This is a genomic window from Thalassorhabdus alkalitolerans, from assembly GCF_042656525.1.
GTDB lineage: Bacteria > Bacillota > Bacilli > Bacillales > Marinococcaceae > Thalassorhabdus > Thalassorhabdus alkalitolerans.
Map to the genome: position 1 here is coordinate 84109 of NZ_JBHSOZ010000005.1, position 16108 is coordinate 100216.

Consider the following 16108-nt stretch of genomic DNA (forward strand, 5'->3'; position numbering starts at 1 on the left):
TCATTAATCATACTTTTCAATAATAGCAAATTGATGGGTGACAATCAAGTTGATATAATGAAAACTTCTTGCGAAGTTTTTCCTTTTCCCGCTATTTTGCGTGTATAATATTAGCATTATCACTTTATATTTATTGGGAGATGAAGCTTGCATGGAATGGATGATTATTATTTTACTGTCCATAGGACTTGGGTTGTTCATCCTGTCTTTCTGTGGAAAAGATACAATCAAAGAAACAGAAAAACAAATTGAGGACCTGTCCATAACTCATTTAACAGAACTTTATAAACTGAAAAAGAAAGTTAAGGTACTCGAGGAAGAGCTTTTAAGCAGCAGCGCAAATCCTGTGTTCTCAAAAGGAAGCACTGGGACTGCGAAGCTTAAAGAGGAAGCCAGCCAATTTGTAAATGAGGGACTTGACGTTCAGGATATTGCTCAAAAGATGAGACTTACCGAAGAAGAAGTTCAAAGATTATTGTGAAGGTAACGAGGTGACATAAGTGACGAAGCCTGGTATGAGAAATTTTGCTGCTGGCTGGTTTACCGTTTCGGCTTTCCTGGCTGTACTATATTTTTACACAGACATCATCCCCTCCTCTCAAGGTGACCATGCTGAAGGTTCTGCCTACCAGCCAAGCACTTTGGAAATGGTAGAAAGTCTGGAATCCAACGGCTACCTTGTTTGGGAAAAAACCGAATACGAAGAAAATCTGATAGCGCAGAATGAATCTTCTTCTGACTCTCTTGAAGAAGAGCAGATTTACATAACAATCTTACAAATAGAAAAAGGCATGAACAGTAAGGAAGTAGCTCAAACTCTTGAAGCTCTGCATATAATTCAAGATGCCGACTCATTCCAAGCCAAAATGGCCGATAAAGAGGTTACTCATTCCATTAAAACAGGAAGTTATGAACTAAAGAGTTCCATGAGTGCAGATGAAATTATAGAGGTGATTACCTGATTGTGCCTCCAAACAAATAAGCGGATACGGTAATTAAAAAGGTCGCAAACCCCATGGTGAGGTTTGCGACCTTTTTATCGTCACTGAAAGGAAAGAGGAAACGATTGAGATAGAAACTCCGTCTTTTTAAGGGGAACGTTCTTCCTCGCCCCTGTTCTTGCTCTTCTAGTTCTCAGTAGCAGTTTCTACTAGCTCTTCAAGCTCTTCAAGCTCTTCAAATTCTTCAAGGTCTTCAGGATCTTCCAGGGTTTCCTCATTAGTCTCTTCAGGTAGCTGATGAGGACGTTCTTCCTTTAATTCAAAATATGCATCCAGGGATTTACGGGCGATCGTATTGGCCAGCCCGGTGCGTCCCCCAGAAGTATCCCTTTGCACATATGGAACAATAACAGCAAAGGCTACCTCCGGGTTTTCATAAGGGGCATATCCTACTAATGCCTGATTGTTTCCTTGAACTACATTTCCTGTCCGGTCGCTCCTGACACTAATTTGGGCCGTACCTGTCTTTCCAGCCGCTACATAATTAGCAGAGATGAAGTGGGATCTTGCCGTTCCCTGTGAGCCGTTCATCACTCTCCATAAGCCTTCCTGTACTCTGTCCAGATATTCAGGCTGTATGTCCACTCGGTTTAGAACTTTTGGCTCTAACTGGCTGGAAATAGGGCCTAGTGAATCATTGTCCTCGCTTGGCTGGCGTATTTCTTTGACCAGTCTGGGCTGCATACGGTACCCATCATTTGCAATCGTCGAGATATATTGAGCCAGCTGCAGCGGCGTATAGGTATCAAACTGTCCAAAACTTAAATAGAGAAGATTACCTGGCATATTCCCGCTTCCTACAATACCGGTTGATTCTGAAGGAAGATCAATGCCTGTCTCTATACCAAGACCAAATTGATTAAAGTAATTTCTAAAGGTTTGATAAGCTCCCTCTACATCTTCCCAGCAGCATTCACGACCATAATCATAGCCTGCCATTCTCATTGCAATTTCAGCCATGTAAATGTTTGATGATCGTTCCAGAGCCGTTAATTCGTTTATACTTCCCATATTCCTTACAGACCTCATTGTAGGGGTCTGAGGAAGACTGATCGGCCTGTCATGGATAATACTTCCGGGCTGTATCACTTCGGTTTCAAGTCCAACCGCCACTGTTGCTGCTTTAACAGTTGACCCGGCTTCAAATGAACGGGAAACCGCTCCTAAATGGTCTCCGTATCCAGCAATGGATAAAATATCTCCTGTCTGTGGTTCCATCATCACTACATAAGCCTCAGGATCATTTATAAAAGTTCCCTGTGAGCTTTCCACTTCTTCTTTTATAATATTTTCTACTTCTTGCTGCAGTTCCATATCCAGTGTTAAGACTAGGTCATTCCCCCGTTTCCCCGGGTTTTCCACTGTTGCGTTAGCAAGGTTGCCAGAGCCTGCTTCCAAGACACCTTTTTGTCCTCTGAGTACCTCTTCATACTGACTTTCAAGAAAGCTGGTTCCTACTTCATCAGAACGGTCATATCCCCTGGCTAAGTAAGAATCTATGCCTTCTCTTGGAATTGAGCCAGTACTGCCAAAAAATCTTGGGAATGTGTCGCCATATACATAATTACGCTGTGCATCACGGTACAAGTCAACACCAGGAAGTTCATCCAAGCGTTCACTGATTTGGTGTGCTTCCTCCACTTCAATTCCTTGCTTAACACGGTGAGGCGAATGGTGGTATCCACCCGTCATTTCACGCCAAATAGCAGCTACTTTCATCTCAGCCTGTGAAAAAGATTCCAGCTCCCCATCAGGGATTCGTTCCAGCTGAAGCTGATAGAGTTCATTGTCTTCTAAAGCCGAAAGCTCTTCTGGAGTAATCAGCTCCTGCGCTTCTTCGTCATTTGTAATTAGCCAGAAGTCTCTAAGATCACGATCTGTAACCTTGTCTGTATCTACTTCAATAAATTCACTCAGGCGCTCTGCTACTTCAATTCGTTCTTCATTGGAAACCCCCGGCCTGTTTGTATAGGTAAGAGACAAAACTAACTCGTTATTTACAGCTACATTTCCATGTCGGTCATACATAAGCCCTCTTGGGGCATCTATGCGTGCACTTGCACTGTTTGTACCTTCAAGGTCTCTAATATAATTTTCTCCTTCAACAATTTGGACAAAGCCCAAACGAAGAATTAAAGCTGAAAATAAAATAAATACACCGAAAAACAATACATTTAAACGATACGGCACGTGGTTTTTCTTTTGCTTCAGTTTAGGCATGCCTCTTTATTTCCCTCTCCATCCTTCTCATTCTTACTGCAATAGAAAGAGACACCTGTTTTCCGGGCGCCCCATTATCTTGCAACGTATTTATTGTATCACATACCTTAAAGCATAGGTGAAGAAAGAATGGAAATTACACAGGATTTTCCCCTTCATTGTCTGGTTTCAGCACAGGGTTTTGGGGGGATGTATCAGAGGGTGAAGAATTAGTAAGAGGCACTCCCTTAATGACAAAATACATAGCAAAATGACCAGCCCCAAAGACAGCCAGCAGCCATGGAATAACTTGTTGTGCTTCCCATAAGGACACAGCTATTAAAAATACAGCTATAGAAGTAATTCTGCCTCCATTTACAAAAAATTCACGAACTAGAAGATACTCCACTCTCATTTTGGCGGCATTCCATGCCCTGCCGATGACGTCATAGGTTAAAGATACATATGGGACTAACAACAGCGGGTAAGCTGCAGAAATGATAATCCCGTATATAATAAGCCTTGTAAAACTGGGCTCAGGGATAATGAGAAAAATTGCTGCATATAAGAATAACCCGCCTATAAAGATACCTTTTTTACGGTATTCCTTTTTTATTAACCGGCTGACAAAATAATAGCAAAAAAATGATATAGAGGAGGTAATAAGGCCATATGTCCCAAGAGCCATCTCACTGCCTGAAGCAGTGTATACCCACAGAACAATGACAAATACAAAGATCCCTTCTCTCAGCCCCTGAAAATAATGAGCCCAGAGTATGCCATTCCAGCTTGTATCTTCTTTTCTTCTTTTCCAGACCTGCTTGACCCTGATTGCTCCTTTGGCTATTCTCCGACTGAGCCTCAGACTTAAAAAAACCGCTGCCAGAAAAAGCAGTAGTGAAACAGCAAAGATGACATGATATCCGGTTAATTCAGGCAGCAACGTAATGAGAGCTCCTGCACTGAAAGGTCCCACCATACCTGCAAAAGAGGATAATAGCCCGAAAAAACCGTTGAAAAAATCTCTAGTGTCCGGCTCGGTAATTTCGAAGGTCAATACATTAAATGCCATCCAATAAAATCCAAACCCGACCCCAAGGAGTCCTCCTAATAACAGAAGGTAACTGCTTGCCTGCTCCCCGATATAAAGAACGGCAAAATAAAACAAAGAAAGGATAGCAATCCCAAAACGTAATACGACAATTCTATCCACTCTCTTGGTCCACCATCCGGCAAGATAAAACGCGAACGGCTGAATAAGGGCACAAGCAAATTGATATAATGCAATATCTCTAAATTCACCAGACTGTTTCCACAAATAGACATTAACAAAAGTATTAGAAAGGGCAATCGCCAAGGCATATAACCCGCCGATAGTCAACAGCAGCGTTAGATCCTTGGAAACACTCACATTGCCCAGCAATTTCTTTTTTACCGAAGTCTTCATGGCCCACTACACCACCTTACCGGTAGTGTTTCACTAAAGAATCCGGTTATTCATTAATATCCTTTTGTAGCCCTTGAAGTCTTACAGAACGTACATATAAAAAGCCTGCCGATAAATCGGCAGGCTTCCATTAAATTATTTTGCTTCTTCGTAACGCTTTCCTACTTCTTCCCAGTTTACTACATTCCAGAATGCTTCGATGTAGTCAGGACGACGGTTTTGATACTTAAGGTAGTAAGCATGCTCCCAAACGTCAATTCCCAGGAGAGGAGTTTTTCCTTCCATGATTGGAGAATCTTGATTTAGTGTATCTTCAACCGCTAATTCTCCATTATCAAGTACGAGCCAAGCCCAACCAGAGCCAAAGCGGCCAATACCCGCATTTTTGAATTCTTCCTTAAAGTTGTCGAAGCTTCCAAACTTGCTGCTGATAGCGTCAGCTAGTGCTCCTGTTGGTTCGCCGCCGCCATTAGGGCTTAAAAGGTTCCAAAAAAGAGAGTGGTTAGCGTGACCGCCGCCATTGTTTCTTACTGCATTGCGGATGTCAGATGGAACAGAGTCCAAGTCACTGATTAACTCCTCAACGCTTTTGTTTGCAAGTTCGTCCTGGCCTTCAAGTGCAGCATTAAGTTTCGTTACGTAAGTATTATGATGTTTCCCATGATGAATTTTCATCGTTTCCTCATCAATGTGTGGTTCTAGTGCATTAGGTTCATACGGAAGTTCTGGAAGTTCATGTTTTGCCATGTTCAATCTCCTCCTTCGAATGATAACAATTATAGTCTCTTGTGTCTTGATGCCAAAACCAGCATAAGGGTTGACTCATGAAATCGGATTGTTTCATAAGTTTTCCAAATACAACGTTACCAAAACACTACTTTTTTTTCAACAAATTAGCTTGACTCTTAAGAAGTCCAGCTTATGTAACATTCCCTCTCCACCACCGTGTTAAACACAAAGTGTATGGTTTTATAATTTTTTTCTTTTTCCAAAACAAAAAAACAAACTGGTTAAGTTTGTCTGTTGTAAAGGGTATTTGTTTAATGGTGGACCCTGTAGGACTCGAACCTACGACCGGACGGTTATGAGCCGTCTGCTCTGACCAACTGAGCTAAGGGTCCTTTATCAAGACATGGGGCGATTGATGGGAATCGAACCCATGTGTGCCGGAACCACAATCCGGTGCGTTAACCACTTCGCCACAACCGCCATAATAATGATATTGGTAGCGGCGGAGGGGATCGAACCCCCGACCTCACGGGTATGAACCGTACGCTCTAGCCAGCTGAGCTACACCGCCATATGGCTCCACAGGCAGGATTCGAACCTGCGACCGATCGGTTAACAGCCGATAGCTCTACCACTGAGCTACTGTGGAATATTTGTTTTAAAAGTGGTAAGTACCTTTTCTATCACTTTCAGCGACAATGAAAATAATACCATGGATACCTAACATTCGTCAACAATATTTTAAATGTTTTTTCGGGGTATAAATTTTTCTTGGGCAAAAAGTAATATAGCATACTTTCCCCCTTCTAACAAGGGGGAGAAAGCCAGCACTGAATCATTAAATCAAAAGAGAAACACCCATAGTAAATAAACAAGGTTCATAACAAGGATCATTCCTTTTACAATCACTCCTAGTACAAAACCGACAACAGAGCTTAAGCCCACTTTCCCCATTTGACGCCACGTTTTTCCTCCTGTTATTAATTCTCCGATTACAGCCCCGGCCAGAGCGCCAACCAGGACTCCTACTACAGGGATAATAAAAGGCCCAACAATAAGACCGATCGCACTTCCCCATAAGGCGGCGTTAGATCCTCCACTCCTCTTTACTCCAAAAATGCTGATTAATGAATCAATGGCGAATAACAGAAACGCAACAAACCCTTGAATAACCCAAAAGAAAATCCCTAACGAGCCAAAACCTTCTGCCCATCCTATTAAAAGCAATGAAACTGCAAAAACAACGCCTGCTGGAATCACTGGATACACCAATCCTGCAAAGGCGAGCAAATAAAATATAGCAGCAAGCACCAGTAAAGTCCCTTCCATAAGTCTCCTCCTTTTATCTTGAATGAATAGTGTCTTTCAAACCTTAAGGCACGTCATGCTGACTGGAAACGGCATGCTGTGGTTTCCGCCATTTTCCCTTTTCAAATTCGTAATAACCTATTCTCTGCCCGGCCTGCATGACTTCAGACGTAGTAAGAGGGCATTAAAATCATAATGGAACACTTCAGAAAAAATTTGTCTGCCTGAGTAAATAAGACAACAAGGAAAATATCATAGAACACTACAGGAGCCTTTAATAAGTGTTGTTTACTACCCTTATTCACAAAGAAAAAGAGAGGGAAACCTCCCTCTCCTGACATTATTATTCATTTTCTGAAATAACCGTTTCAGCAATGTTCACGGCATGATCGCCAATCCGTTCAAGATTACTGACCAAATCTACGAAAATGATCCCTGCAGACCCTGAACAGCGTCCTTCATTTACTCTTAGGATATGTTTTTTCCTAAGTTTTCTTTCCATTTTATCAATTTCTTCTTCTTGAAGTACACATTCTTTTGCTATATCTATGTTTTCATGCTCAAGGGCAGAAAGAGAATTTTGTAATGTGTGGATCGTCAAGTCAAACATTTCCTCTAAATCATTCATCGCTTCTTCAGAAAGCGATACTTTATTAGTTAACTGATAATCAACAAGCTCCATTACATTCTCCATATGATCGCCCACGCGCTCTATATCCCGTATGGTATCCATAAGAACTGAATGAAGCCTTGAATTGTCATCAGACAGAGAGCGCTCTGATATGCGGATGAGATAATCAGTAATCTTTCGATCTAAATTATTGATAGCCTCTTCAAACTGAGTGGTCAATTCTGCATGCTTCTTTTGATTGGTCTTTACATACTGCCTGACTTCCTCGAGCCCTTTTTCAGCAAATTCACCCATACGAAGTGTCTCAGCCTTCGCCTGGGATAATGCAATAGCCGGTGAACTTTGAATAAACGCCGGATCTAAGTGCTTGGCTTTGTACTCAATTTCATATTCTTTACCTGGTATGAGCTTCACCACAATAAAAGCAAGAACGGCTACAAATGGAAGTTGAATCAATGTGTTAGACACATTAAAGATCCCATGAGCAAATGCTATCGTCATTGGCGGATTTAAATTTAGTGCCTGCTGAAGGTAAGCAATCAAACCTGTATAAGGCACCAGCAGAATCAGCACGATTGTTGTGCCCAACAGATTAAATATGACGTGGGTCAGTGCAGCTCTTTTGGCGGCAAGGGATGCCCCAATTGACGCCAGAACAGCTGTAATAGTAGTCCCGATATTATCCCCGAACAAAACAGGCAGAACTGCAGTCAATTCCATCGCGCCTTGATCATAAAGCTGCTGAAGCAGTCCAATAGCAGCCGTGGAACTTTGCACGGCCACAGTGAAAATAACACCAATAATAACTCCCAGGATAGGGTTTTCACTCATGCTGATTGTTAAATCTTCAAATGCCTGGAAATCTCTAAGGGGCCTCACGCCGTCTCCCATTAATGTAAGACCATAAAAGAGGGCTCCAAACCCAAATAAAACTTGTCCATAGTTATTTACCTTTTTATTTTTGAAAAAGAATATTAAAAAGGTTCCTAAAAAGATGATAGGCAAGGCGTATGCTGCAATATCAATCCCTATAATAAAAGCTGTGACTGTTGTCCCTATATTTGCACCCATGATGACACCAATTGCTTGTTGGAGAGTCATAAAACCAGCATTAACCAGTCCAATGGTTAATACCGTGGTTCCGGTACTCGTTTGAAGTAGGATTGTCACAAAAAGACCAGCAATTACACCCATAACGGGATTGGTCGTAAATTTATCCAAAATTTCCCTTAGTCGGTCACCTGCTACTTTTTGAAGGCCATCTCCCATAAATTTAATCCCAAACAAAAAGATGCCGAGACCACCAAAGAATGTAAACAATATCGTTTGGACATCCACTAATTCTCATCCCTTCAAGAAAAATTAAAAGCAACGTCATTCGACAATTCTTTTTTCATCCTTGTCTATTATTGAGTGAATAGCAAAGTTTGTAAAGGCATTATTCAGCTTTTTTTGCTTTCAAATATGATAATGGTCCGTAACCACCTGTTTTCGCTGTGTTTTATATATTTTTCTTAATTTTGTAAGCAGGTTCCTTTTACTTGTTCCCAGAGAATTGATGAAATACAATAATAAAGATGACTTTTACATGGAGGCCTTTCTATGAATGTGATTCAGCAATTTATACGCAGCCTATATTCACCTAAATATATTGCAGCCTTTCGCTTTTCAGGCATTGGAAAAGCTATTTCCTATATCTTTTTTCTTATGTTTATCACAAGCATACCTGCAGGAATTACGTTTACCTCGAGCATGCTCACGTTAACCTCTCAGGTTGACTCGGCTTTGCATGAGGACCTTCCTGATTTCGAGCTTCGCAACGGCATTCTCCATGCGGACCAGGAAGAGCCATTATACATAGAAGATAACGGAGATACAATTATCTTTGATGCAACTGGCACTGTTTCAAGAGAGGATATAGATACAGAACCAGCCATAGCTTTGTTAAGAGAGGAAGTAGTCGTTATAGAAGATGGAACAATAGAGTCCTTTTCTTACGGCCAGGCTGCCAACCTCCACTTAACCAAAGATGAAATTATCTCATTAATGGATACTGTCAGCGGATTGCTGCCTATCCTGATTCCAGTGTTTCTCCTTGGCCTTTATTTATTTGTCACTGCAATGAAATTTATTGGTATATTTTCTCTTTCACTTTTCGGCTTATTACTGAGGAGAAAAGTGGCTATTCGCCTGCCTTACCGTAACATTTGGATCATGAGTGCATACGCTGTAACACTTCCTACTTTGGTTCTCGCCATTATTGATGCAGCAGGTATTGCTCTTCCATTTTCCTTCACTGTTTACTGGGCCATAGCATTTATTATGCTTTTTGCAGCCTACAGGCGCCTTCCGAAACCGAAAAAGCCAGCCGCTTCATAATTCTCTGGGAAACCTGACACTGGAGCCTGAAAAAAAGAGGGCCGCTCTCAGACTATACTGGCAGGCACAAACCCTTATGTAAAAAATACCCCAAAAGGGCGGCTGTTGAGAAAGAAATTCTTAACAGCCGCCCTTTTTTAACTTTCTTTCTGTTCTTCTAGTTTCTTTACGAGAATTCGCGTACCATCCACTTCAATTACCTCTATTTCTTCCCCTGCTTTAATCCATTGGCCGCCGCTGGTAGCACTGTATTGACTGCCATCAATATCTATTGTTCCAATAGGCCGGAAATCAGTCATGGTTTTGCCTTTTTGCCCTACAAGATCCTTATATGTTTCATTTATGGAATTATATCCAAGGTCTCCTGTCATTTTGTCTTTCAAAGTAATTTTCGACCATAGCTCTCTTCTTGAGAAAACCCTCAAAAAGAAAGTTGAGGCTAATGCACCAAGGATAAAGCCCATGGCCGCCAAAGATCCATACAAAAATCCGGGAGCTGGAACAGCTATACCCATAATCATCATCAAAGCACCTAACAGTGCAATGGTGCCATCGCCAGTCACTTTTCCGTCAAAAATGATTAAACCAAGGCCCGCTCCGTATAAAAGTACGATCCACAAGCCAGATGCCGCATCTATGTGATAAGCAAAGAAAAGACTCATAAGAACTATTCCAATAACAGCGAATAAGCCTCTCATTTTCACTAACAGTTCCCCAACCAGAAACAACGTACCTAAAAAAACAACTAAAAAACCAACACTGGCATTATCTAACCAGTCCATAGAAGCACTCCTTTCTCTCCACTTATTATTGCTTCTCACTCTTACTAAAAGCATACCATGAACCATCGCAGAGACACCATTGATAGTATTTTTCTTATTTATATTATATACGGCTGGCACTCCTTTTGGTTTCGGCTGTCTGCCTCTCCCCCCTGAAAATTCAAAAGAGAGGCAGGATCTCTTCTCTTGAAGATTTCAACTGCCTCTCTTACCTATTTATTACTTATGATTCAGAGGACAACCATCCTCTTGCTGAGTCAATTAGCTGGTTAATAAAATCAAGAAAACTTGCGATAAAGGATTGAGTATCCTCTCGATTTAGAAAATCATCTAAATTGTTACGTACTTTTGAAATTTGATCCTGCACCTGGTTCCAGTCAATATTTAAATCTTGCATCCGGTCAAAAAGGGAAACCAGGCCATTAACCTCTTCTTCGTTTAAGGTAATATTCAACTCATTTGAGATATTAATAATTAAAGCCCGAAGGTCCTCTTCAGATTCGACCGACTGTCTGCCGATCTCTTCTTTAATCCTGGTGATCAATTCAGTGGCTTCTTCTGTGCCAATTCTCTCCCCAAGTTCTGCCGTCCGAACCATTTCCTCGTTAGCCACTTTCTTTTGTTCTTCAGGTATAACCACATCCGCCTGTACTTCATAGGCTTTGATAAGGCCTGTTAACGCAGCAGTTCCCGACACTTGAAATGGTGCTGTTACATAGATATCCGCATCCTTAACCCCGGCGGTAACTAAAGCATTTGCATACATGCCTTCTGAAACCCAATTGATGTTATTCGTTTCAACGTTCAGACCGCTGCCTTCCTCTGTAAGGGTAATTTTTGTGGAAGACAAAGCTCTTGTACCGATTTGACTTGCGCTGATGTAATCTCCTAAATATCTATGTTCTTCCTCATTACTTACATATATAATTGTATCATTTTCATCTGCACTCATTTCTTCAAGCAGTCTGGTTCTATCATCAGGGCTCAAGTCTTCTCCTAACGTAATAATCTCTTCCCCGGGCACAGCATCCCCCTTGGCGGTGCCAGGCATGGTAATCATTCCAATGACTAGAAGCAGCAGTGCCATCCAGCTTAATACTTGTGTTTTCATTTTTTCTCTCCTTTTCATTAGGAAGATGATTTATATATATCATCCCTATAAAAATACTTACCACATGGCGCTATAAAAGGGAAGAGAATTTCATACTTTTTCACCCTCTTTTGACTTTTGCTTTTATTTCCATATTTTATAAAGGACTTTTTAGTTATTGGAAGAATTTCCTTATTATATCCCCTGCTCACAGGTCTCCTCAATGGCTTTAAGAAAGTGTATTGGAGGTGGTTTCATGAGAAAATTATTCGGTTTTCTGCTTATTGTTATTGCTATTATAGCCGTTTATTACGACCTTACTGTCGGGACTCTTCCGACAGTCGTTGAGGAACCCGCCCCTCCTCAAGCTGAAGCAACAGAAACTGAAGAAGAAAAGAATGAGGAAGAACAAAATGAACAAGAATCTCCGCGCCCCCTGCCAGATAGTTCTTTCAATGAATCGGCTGTGGAAGTTACTGTAGAACCTGGACAAACTGTGCTTTCCATAGTGGAACAGCTTCATGAAGGGCCCGTGCCTGCGAGTATTCAGCAGGTCTCCCATGACTTTTCAAGGTTAAACAATGACATCTTGCCTGAAGAAATCCAGATTGACCAAACATACTGGTTTCCAACCTACAGCCCCTGACCTGATAAAAAGCGCCTCTTTATTTTTCTTGCCAAACAAATCATGGCGCTGATACAATAACGTTGTATTCGTTTGAAATTTTATGGCAGTATAAATAAGAATACTGACACAGAATATATCTTTGAAAATATAAAGGGGCGTATTCATTCATGACCCAGATTGTCCACCGTACGAACACCCGTCCTGTAAAGGTTGGGAACCTAGTCATTGGAGGAAACAACGAAGTTATCGTCCAAAGCATGACAACAACGAAAACACATGACGTGGAAGCAACCGTTAAAGAAATTCACCGACTCGAAGAAGCAGGCTGTCAAATTGTCCGAGTTGCCTGCCCGGAAATGCGTGATGCAGAAGCCATTCCAGAAATAAAAAAGCAAATCAACATTCCATTGGTTGTTGATATCCATTTTGACTATAAAATGGCTTTGAAAGCCATTGAAGGCGGCGCCGACAAAATTCGTATTAACCCTGGAAACATTGGAAGAAAAGAGAAAGTCGAAGCAGTAGTAAAAGCTGCCAAAGAAAAGAACATCCCTATTCGTATAGGTGTGAATGCCGGTTCTCTTGAAAAACGGATTCTGGAAAAGTACGGATATCCTACAGCTGACGGTATGGTGGAAAGTGCCCTTCACCACATTAAAATCCTGGAAGATTTAGACTTCCATGACATTATTGTGTCAATGAAGGCTTCAGATGTTAATTTAGCCATTGAAGCCTATGAAAAAGCTGCTCAAGCTTTTTCTTACCCTCTGCATTTAGGAATTACAGAATCAGGCACTAAATTTGCCGGCACAATTAAAAGTGCTGCTGGTCTGGGAGCGATCCTGAGCAAGGGGATCGGCAATACTCTTCGAATCTCCCTGAGTGCTGACCCTGTAGAGGAGATAAAAGTTGGCCGTGAGCTGTTGAAATCCTTTGGTTTGGCTGCCAATGCCGCCACTCTTATTTCTTGTCCAACTTGTGGAAGAATTGAAATCGATCTTATCAGCATAGCAAATGAGGTTGAGGACTATATCTCAACGATTAAAGCTCCCATTAAAGTGGCTGTGCTCGGCTGTGCAGTAAACGGACCAGGTGAGGCACGGGAAGCTGATATCGGGATTGCCGGGGCAAGAGGAGAAGGACTTTTATTCAGACACGGAGAAATTGTCCGCAAGGTCCCTGAAGCAACAATGGTTGAGGAACTGAAAAAGGAAGTAGACAAAATAGCAGAAGAACATTATAAAAAAGAAAAAGAGAAAAAAGAAGCTGCATCGTCTTCATCTTAAATAAAAACAAAAGTGCCCTCACGCGTGAGGGCACTGCTTATTTAGCTAGAAAAAAGGTCCGAAAAAGACAGTCATAAGAATAGAGAAGGCACCGACAGCTACCGCCCAGTATCCTAATCCTGTTGCCCCTTGGCGTGCAGCAATAAATCCGACAACGATACCTGCACCTCCAAGTAAAATGGGTAAAAAGAACAGGGAAAGAATGGAAGCAAGTAGAGCTGCAATACCTACACCCCGTCCTACAGTATCATCAGTCACGTCACTATCACGGGTTGTTACCTGCTCTTCTTCTTCTCTTTCAGGCTCAGCTAAATTTGCTCTATTGCCTACTCCCCACGTCCCCACTTCTGCAGCGGTTTCCTGGGTGTAATCCTCCTCTTCAAAGTCCGGCTCTTCATCGATGCTCTGTTCTTCATCAAAGAGCTGTTCTTCGTCAAAGAGGTCTTCTCTTGGACCCTCGTATCCTTCAGCCATTGTGTTATCACTTGGCCCTAATTGACCTTTGTTATTTTCGTTTTTCTGATTCATTTCATCCACTGTTATCCCTCCTTCCTTACTCTGTAGAGAGCAGTCTTAGTATGTGCGGAGGGAAGCTTCCTTAAAGCTGTAAAGGATGAGCATATCAGAGAATAATTAGAAATTATTTAGGAGTGAATTTCAACAAATGACTGAAAAAAAGTTAACATTTGGTTTAGATATTGACGGTACTGTCACTGACCCAGCCACTTTTGTACCTTATCTCAACAAACATTTCCAGGTTGATATTACTCTTGAGGATATCACAGAATATGATTTAACAAGCTTGCTGAATGTCAGTCAGCAGGAATTTTGGAAATGGATGAAAATTCATGAGAAAAGTATTTATTCAAATGCTGTATTGGCTCATAAGGTTGAACAAGCTCTTCTTGAGTGGAATAAGAACCATAAAATGATTTACATCAGTGCCCGCGGTCACCATCTTCATGAAGCTACCATGGAATGGTTTAATACTCACAACCTTCCATACCATCACATTGAATTAATCGGTCAGCACGACAAAATTGAATCAATCAAAAAACATCAAGTACATCTATTTTTTGAAGATAAACATGATAATGCGTGCAATATTGCCGAGGAATGCCAGATACCTGTCGTCCTCCTGGATACACCTTATAATCGCAAACCTGTGCCAGCCAATGTACAAAGAGTGCAAAATTGGCAAGAAGCAAAACTATGGGTGGACAATTGGACAAAAAACCGATAAAAAAAAGGCAGTCTCTGCTCTGTTTGCAGGCTGCCTCTTTTTGCTTATACGTTTGCTTTACTGTTATTTTTACAATCTGCACAATAACCATATACCTCAAATTTATGCCCGGTCACGCTAAATTCCTCATCGAATGGTGTGCCTAAATGTTCCATAGGACAAGCGTGAATGTGTTTTGTCTTTCCGCATTCCATGCATATGAGATGATGATGGTGATGGGGAGTAGAACAGCTGAACCGAAACTTCTTCTCTCCTTCAAGCTCAGTCGTTTCCAAAATTTCCAAGTCTGTGAATAAGGAAAGATTACGATATACGGTATCAAAGCTGACTCCAGGGTATTCCTTTTGCATGTGAGTAAGAACATCCTTCGCTGACAGGTAACGCTTTTCCTCGGCAAACAAAGAGACAATCATTTCCCTTTTCCCTGTATACTTATACCCTTGTTCTTTAAGTCGATCCAAGGCCTTTTCTAAATTCATACAAACTCCCTCCGGTTAACTCCTCGAGAAAATCATTTGCAAGCATGCAACAATGGCTAAAATAAACATCGCTGACATTACAATCGTGCCCCCTGTAGCGATATCCATATGATAAGAAATATATACGCCTGACAAAATGGCTGCTTCACCGAACAGCACTCCTAGAAGCATGACTTGTTTGAAGCTTTTTGCTACCCTGATAGCTGCAGCAACAGGCAGTGCAATTAATGCTCCTACCAGGAGGATTCCAACAACCTTCATCGACATTGAAATCACTAAGGCAACGAGCAGTGAAAATAAAAAGTTCATTCCTTTAAGAGAAATCCCTGATACTTTTGCATATTCCTGATCGAAGGATATAGAGATAAATTCCTTAAAAAAGAAGATCATAATCAGGAGCACGACGAATGCAGTTATTATAATAAATAATAAATCTTCCTGTGTAACAGAGACGATACTGCCAAATAAATAATTAAACCATTCTGTGTAGCCAGTTTGAGCAATACTGATTAAAATCGCGCTTAGTCCTATTCCCGCTGATAATATAATAGGAATGGCCAGCTCCTGAAAGTGTCTGTATTCCTGCCTTAATTTTTCAATAAGAAGAGATCCTATGAGCGCAAACAGCAGTCCGCTGTATAAAGGATTAACATCCATAAATTGCATCGTCTGCCCCATTAACACCCCCGCTGAAATACCTGTCAGCGTTACATGAGACAACGATTCAGAAATGATCGTTACTCGCCGCACCAGTAAAAAAGACCCGAGAAGCGGACAAATAAAACCTACAATCAAAGCGGCCAGAACGCCTCTTTGAATAAAGGTTAGATCCCCAAATAAAAAATCCATATTCAATTCCTACTCTCATTTAGTTCCTTCATTATTGTACAAGAGAAAGAATTCGAA

At 41.3% G+C, this 16108-nt stretch carries 16 protein-coding genes and 4 tRNA genes; 6 read left to right on the forward strand and 14 right to left on the reverse strand.

Going from position 1 to position 16108, the window contains the following annotated elements; translation table 11 throughout:
* The first annotated feature begins 151 nt into the window (after positions 1 to 151).
* Complete coding sequence (locus ACFPU1_RS11230) at positions 152 to 481, forward strand: hypothetical protein (RefSeq protein WP_054635447.1); 330 nt, start codon at positions 152 to 154, stop codon at positions 479 to 481.
* A gap of 19 nt (positions 482 to 500) precedes the next feature.
* On the forward strand, positions 501 to 962 hold the full coding sequence (locus ACFPU1_RS11235; RefSeq protein ID WP_385941147.1) for an endolytic transglycosylase MltG: 462 nt from the start codon (positions 501 to 503) through the stop codon (positions 960 to 962).
* 165 nt (positions 963 to 1127) lie between these two features.
* Here the strand turns inward: ACFPU1_RS11235 and ACFPU1_RS11240 are convergent, their stop codons facing one another.
* The 9 genes from ACFPU1_RS11240 to ACFPU1_RS11280 all read right to left on the reverse strand — a co-directional run bounded on the left by ACFPU1_RS11240 (position 1128) and on the right by ACFPU1_RS11280 (position 8653).
* Positions 1128 to 3221, reverse strand: coding sequence for a peptidoglycan D,D-transpeptidase FtsI family protein (locus ACFPU1_RS11240; RefSeq protein WP_385941150.1), 2094 nt, complete (start codon positions 3219 to 3221; stop codon positions 1128 to 1130).
* A gap of 136 nt (positions 3222 to 3357) precedes the next feature.
* On the reverse strand, positions 3358 to 4647 hold the full coding sequence (locus tag ACFPU1_RS11245) for an MFS transporter (RefSeq protein ID WP_385941153.1): 1290 nt from the start codon (positions 4645 to 4647) through the stop codon (positions 3358 to 3360).
* 135 nt (positions 4648 to 4782) lie between these two features.
* Entirely contained in the window at positions 4783 to 5394 is a 612-nt protein-coding gene (locus ACFPU1_RS11250; RefSeq protein WP_054635449.1) for a superoxide dismutase, read from the reverse strand.
* Positions 5395 to 5691: 297 nt separating this feature from the next.
* Positions 5692 to 5768 (reverse strand) — tRNA-Ile (locus tag ACFPU1_RS11255).
* Positions 5769 to 5780: 12 nt separating this feature from the next.
* Positions 5781 to 5856, reverse strand: a tRNA-His gene (locus tag ACFPU1_RS11260).
* A gap of 14 nt (positions 5857 to 5870) precedes the next feature.
* Positions 5871 to 5947 (reverse strand) — tRNA-Met (locus ACFPU1_RS11265).
* Positions 5948 to 5950: 3 nt separating this feature from the next.
* Positions 5951 to 6025, reverse strand: a tRNA-Asn gene (locus ACFPU1_RS11270).
* A gap of 194 nt (positions 6026 to 6219) precedes the next feature.
* Positions 6220 to 6705, reverse strand: coding sequence for a DUF456 domain-containing protein (locus ACFPU1_RS11275; protein ID WP_385941156.1), 486 nt, complete (start codon positions 6703 to 6705; stop codon positions 6220 to 6222).
* Positions 6706 to 7027: 322 nt separating this feature from the next.
* Positions 7028 to 8653, reverse strand: coding sequence for a Na/Pi cotransporter family protein (locus tag ACFPU1_RS11280; protein WP_385941159.1), 1626 nt, complete (start codon positions 8651 to 8653; stop codon positions 7028 to 7030).
* A gap of 264 nt (positions 8654 to 8917) precedes the next feature.
* On the opposite strand from ACFPU1_RS11280, the gene ACFPU1_RS11285 reads away from it, so the two are divergent.
* Positions 8918 to 9694 carry a DUF1189 domain-containing protein gene (locus tag ACFPU1_RS11285; RefSeq protein ID WP_054635451.1) on the forward strand — a complete coding sequence of 259 codons (777 nt, stop codon included), beginning with the start codon at positions 8918 to 8920 and terminating at the stop codon, positions 9692 to 9694.
* Positions 9695 to 9831: 137 nt separating this feature from the next.
* Here the strand turns inward: ACFPU1_RS11285 and ACFPU1_RS11290 are convergent, their stop codons facing one another.
* On the reverse strand, positions 9832 to 10476 hold the full coding sequence (locus ACFPU1_RS11290; protein ID WP_385941163.1) for an NfeD family protein: 645 nt from the start codon (positions 10474 to 10476) through the stop codon (positions 9832 to 9834).
* A gap of 223 nt (positions 10477 to 10699) precedes the next feature.
* Positions 10700 to 11587 (reverse strand): DUF1002 domain-containing protein, encoded by an 888-nt coding sequence (locus tag ACFPU1_RS11295; RefSeq protein ID WP_385941166.1) that lies wholly within the window; start codon positions 11585 to 11587, stop codon positions 10700 to 10702.
* A 235-nt stretch (positions 11588 to 11822) separates the two neighbouring features.
* Between ACFPU1_RS11295 and ACFPU1_RS11300 the strand changes: the two genes are divergently transcribed.
* Together ACFPU1_RS11300 and ispG are read left to right on the forward strand one after the other, a co-directional pair.
* Positions 11823 to 12212 (forward strand): hypothetical protein, encoded by a 390-nt coding sequence (locus ACFPU1_RS11300; protein WP_054635454.1) that lies wholly within the window; start codon positions 11823 to 11825, stop codon positions 12210 to 12212.
* A 158-nt stretch (positions 12213 to 12370) separates the two neighbouring features.
* The gene (gene ispG, locus ACFPU1_RS11305) at positions 12371 to 13480 is read left to right on the forward strand and encodes a flavodoxin-dependent (E)-4-hydroxy-3-methylbut-2-enyl-diphosphate synthase (RefSeq protein WP_198153420.1); all 1110 of its coding nucleotides are present in this window, start codon (positions 12371 to 12373) and stop codon (positions 13478 to 13480) included.
* Between the two features lie 45 nt (positions 13481 to 13525).
* Here the strand turns inward: ispG and ACFPU1_RS11310 are convergent, their stop codons facing one another.
* A complete protein-coding gene (locus ACFPU1_RS11310; protein ID WP_385941169.1) occupies positions 13526 to 14017 on the reverse strand; it encodes a DUF4190 domain-containing protein in 492 nt (163 codons plus the stop codon).
* Between the two features lie 127 nt (positions 14018 to 14144).
* Here ACFPU1_RS11310 and ACFPU1_RS11315 point away from each other — a divergent pair, with 127 nt between their 5' ends.
* On the forward strand, positions 14145 to 14723 hold the full coding sequence (locus tag ACFPU1_RS11315; protein WP_385941172.1) for a hypothetical protein: 579 nt from the start codon (positions 14145 to 14147) through the stop codon (positions 14721 to 14723).
* Positions 14724 to 14767: 44 nt separating this feature from the next.
* On the opposite strand, the gene ACFPU1_RS11320 is transcribed toward ACFPU1_RS11315, so the two are convergent.
* Complete coding sequence (locus ACFPU1_RS11320; protein WP_385941175.1) at positions 14768 to 15202, reverse strand: Fur family transcriptional regulator; 435 nt, start codon at positions 15200 to 15202, stop codon at positions 14768 to 14770.
* Positions 15203 to 15217: 15 nt separating this feature from the next.
* Positions 15218 to 16051, reverse strand: a complete 834-nt coding sequence (locus tag ACFPU1_RS11325) for a metal ABC transporter permease (RefSeq protein WP_385941178.1) — start codon at positions 16049 to 16051, stop codon at positions 15218 to 15220.
* Between the last annotated feature and the right edge of the window lie 57 nt (positions 16052 to 16108).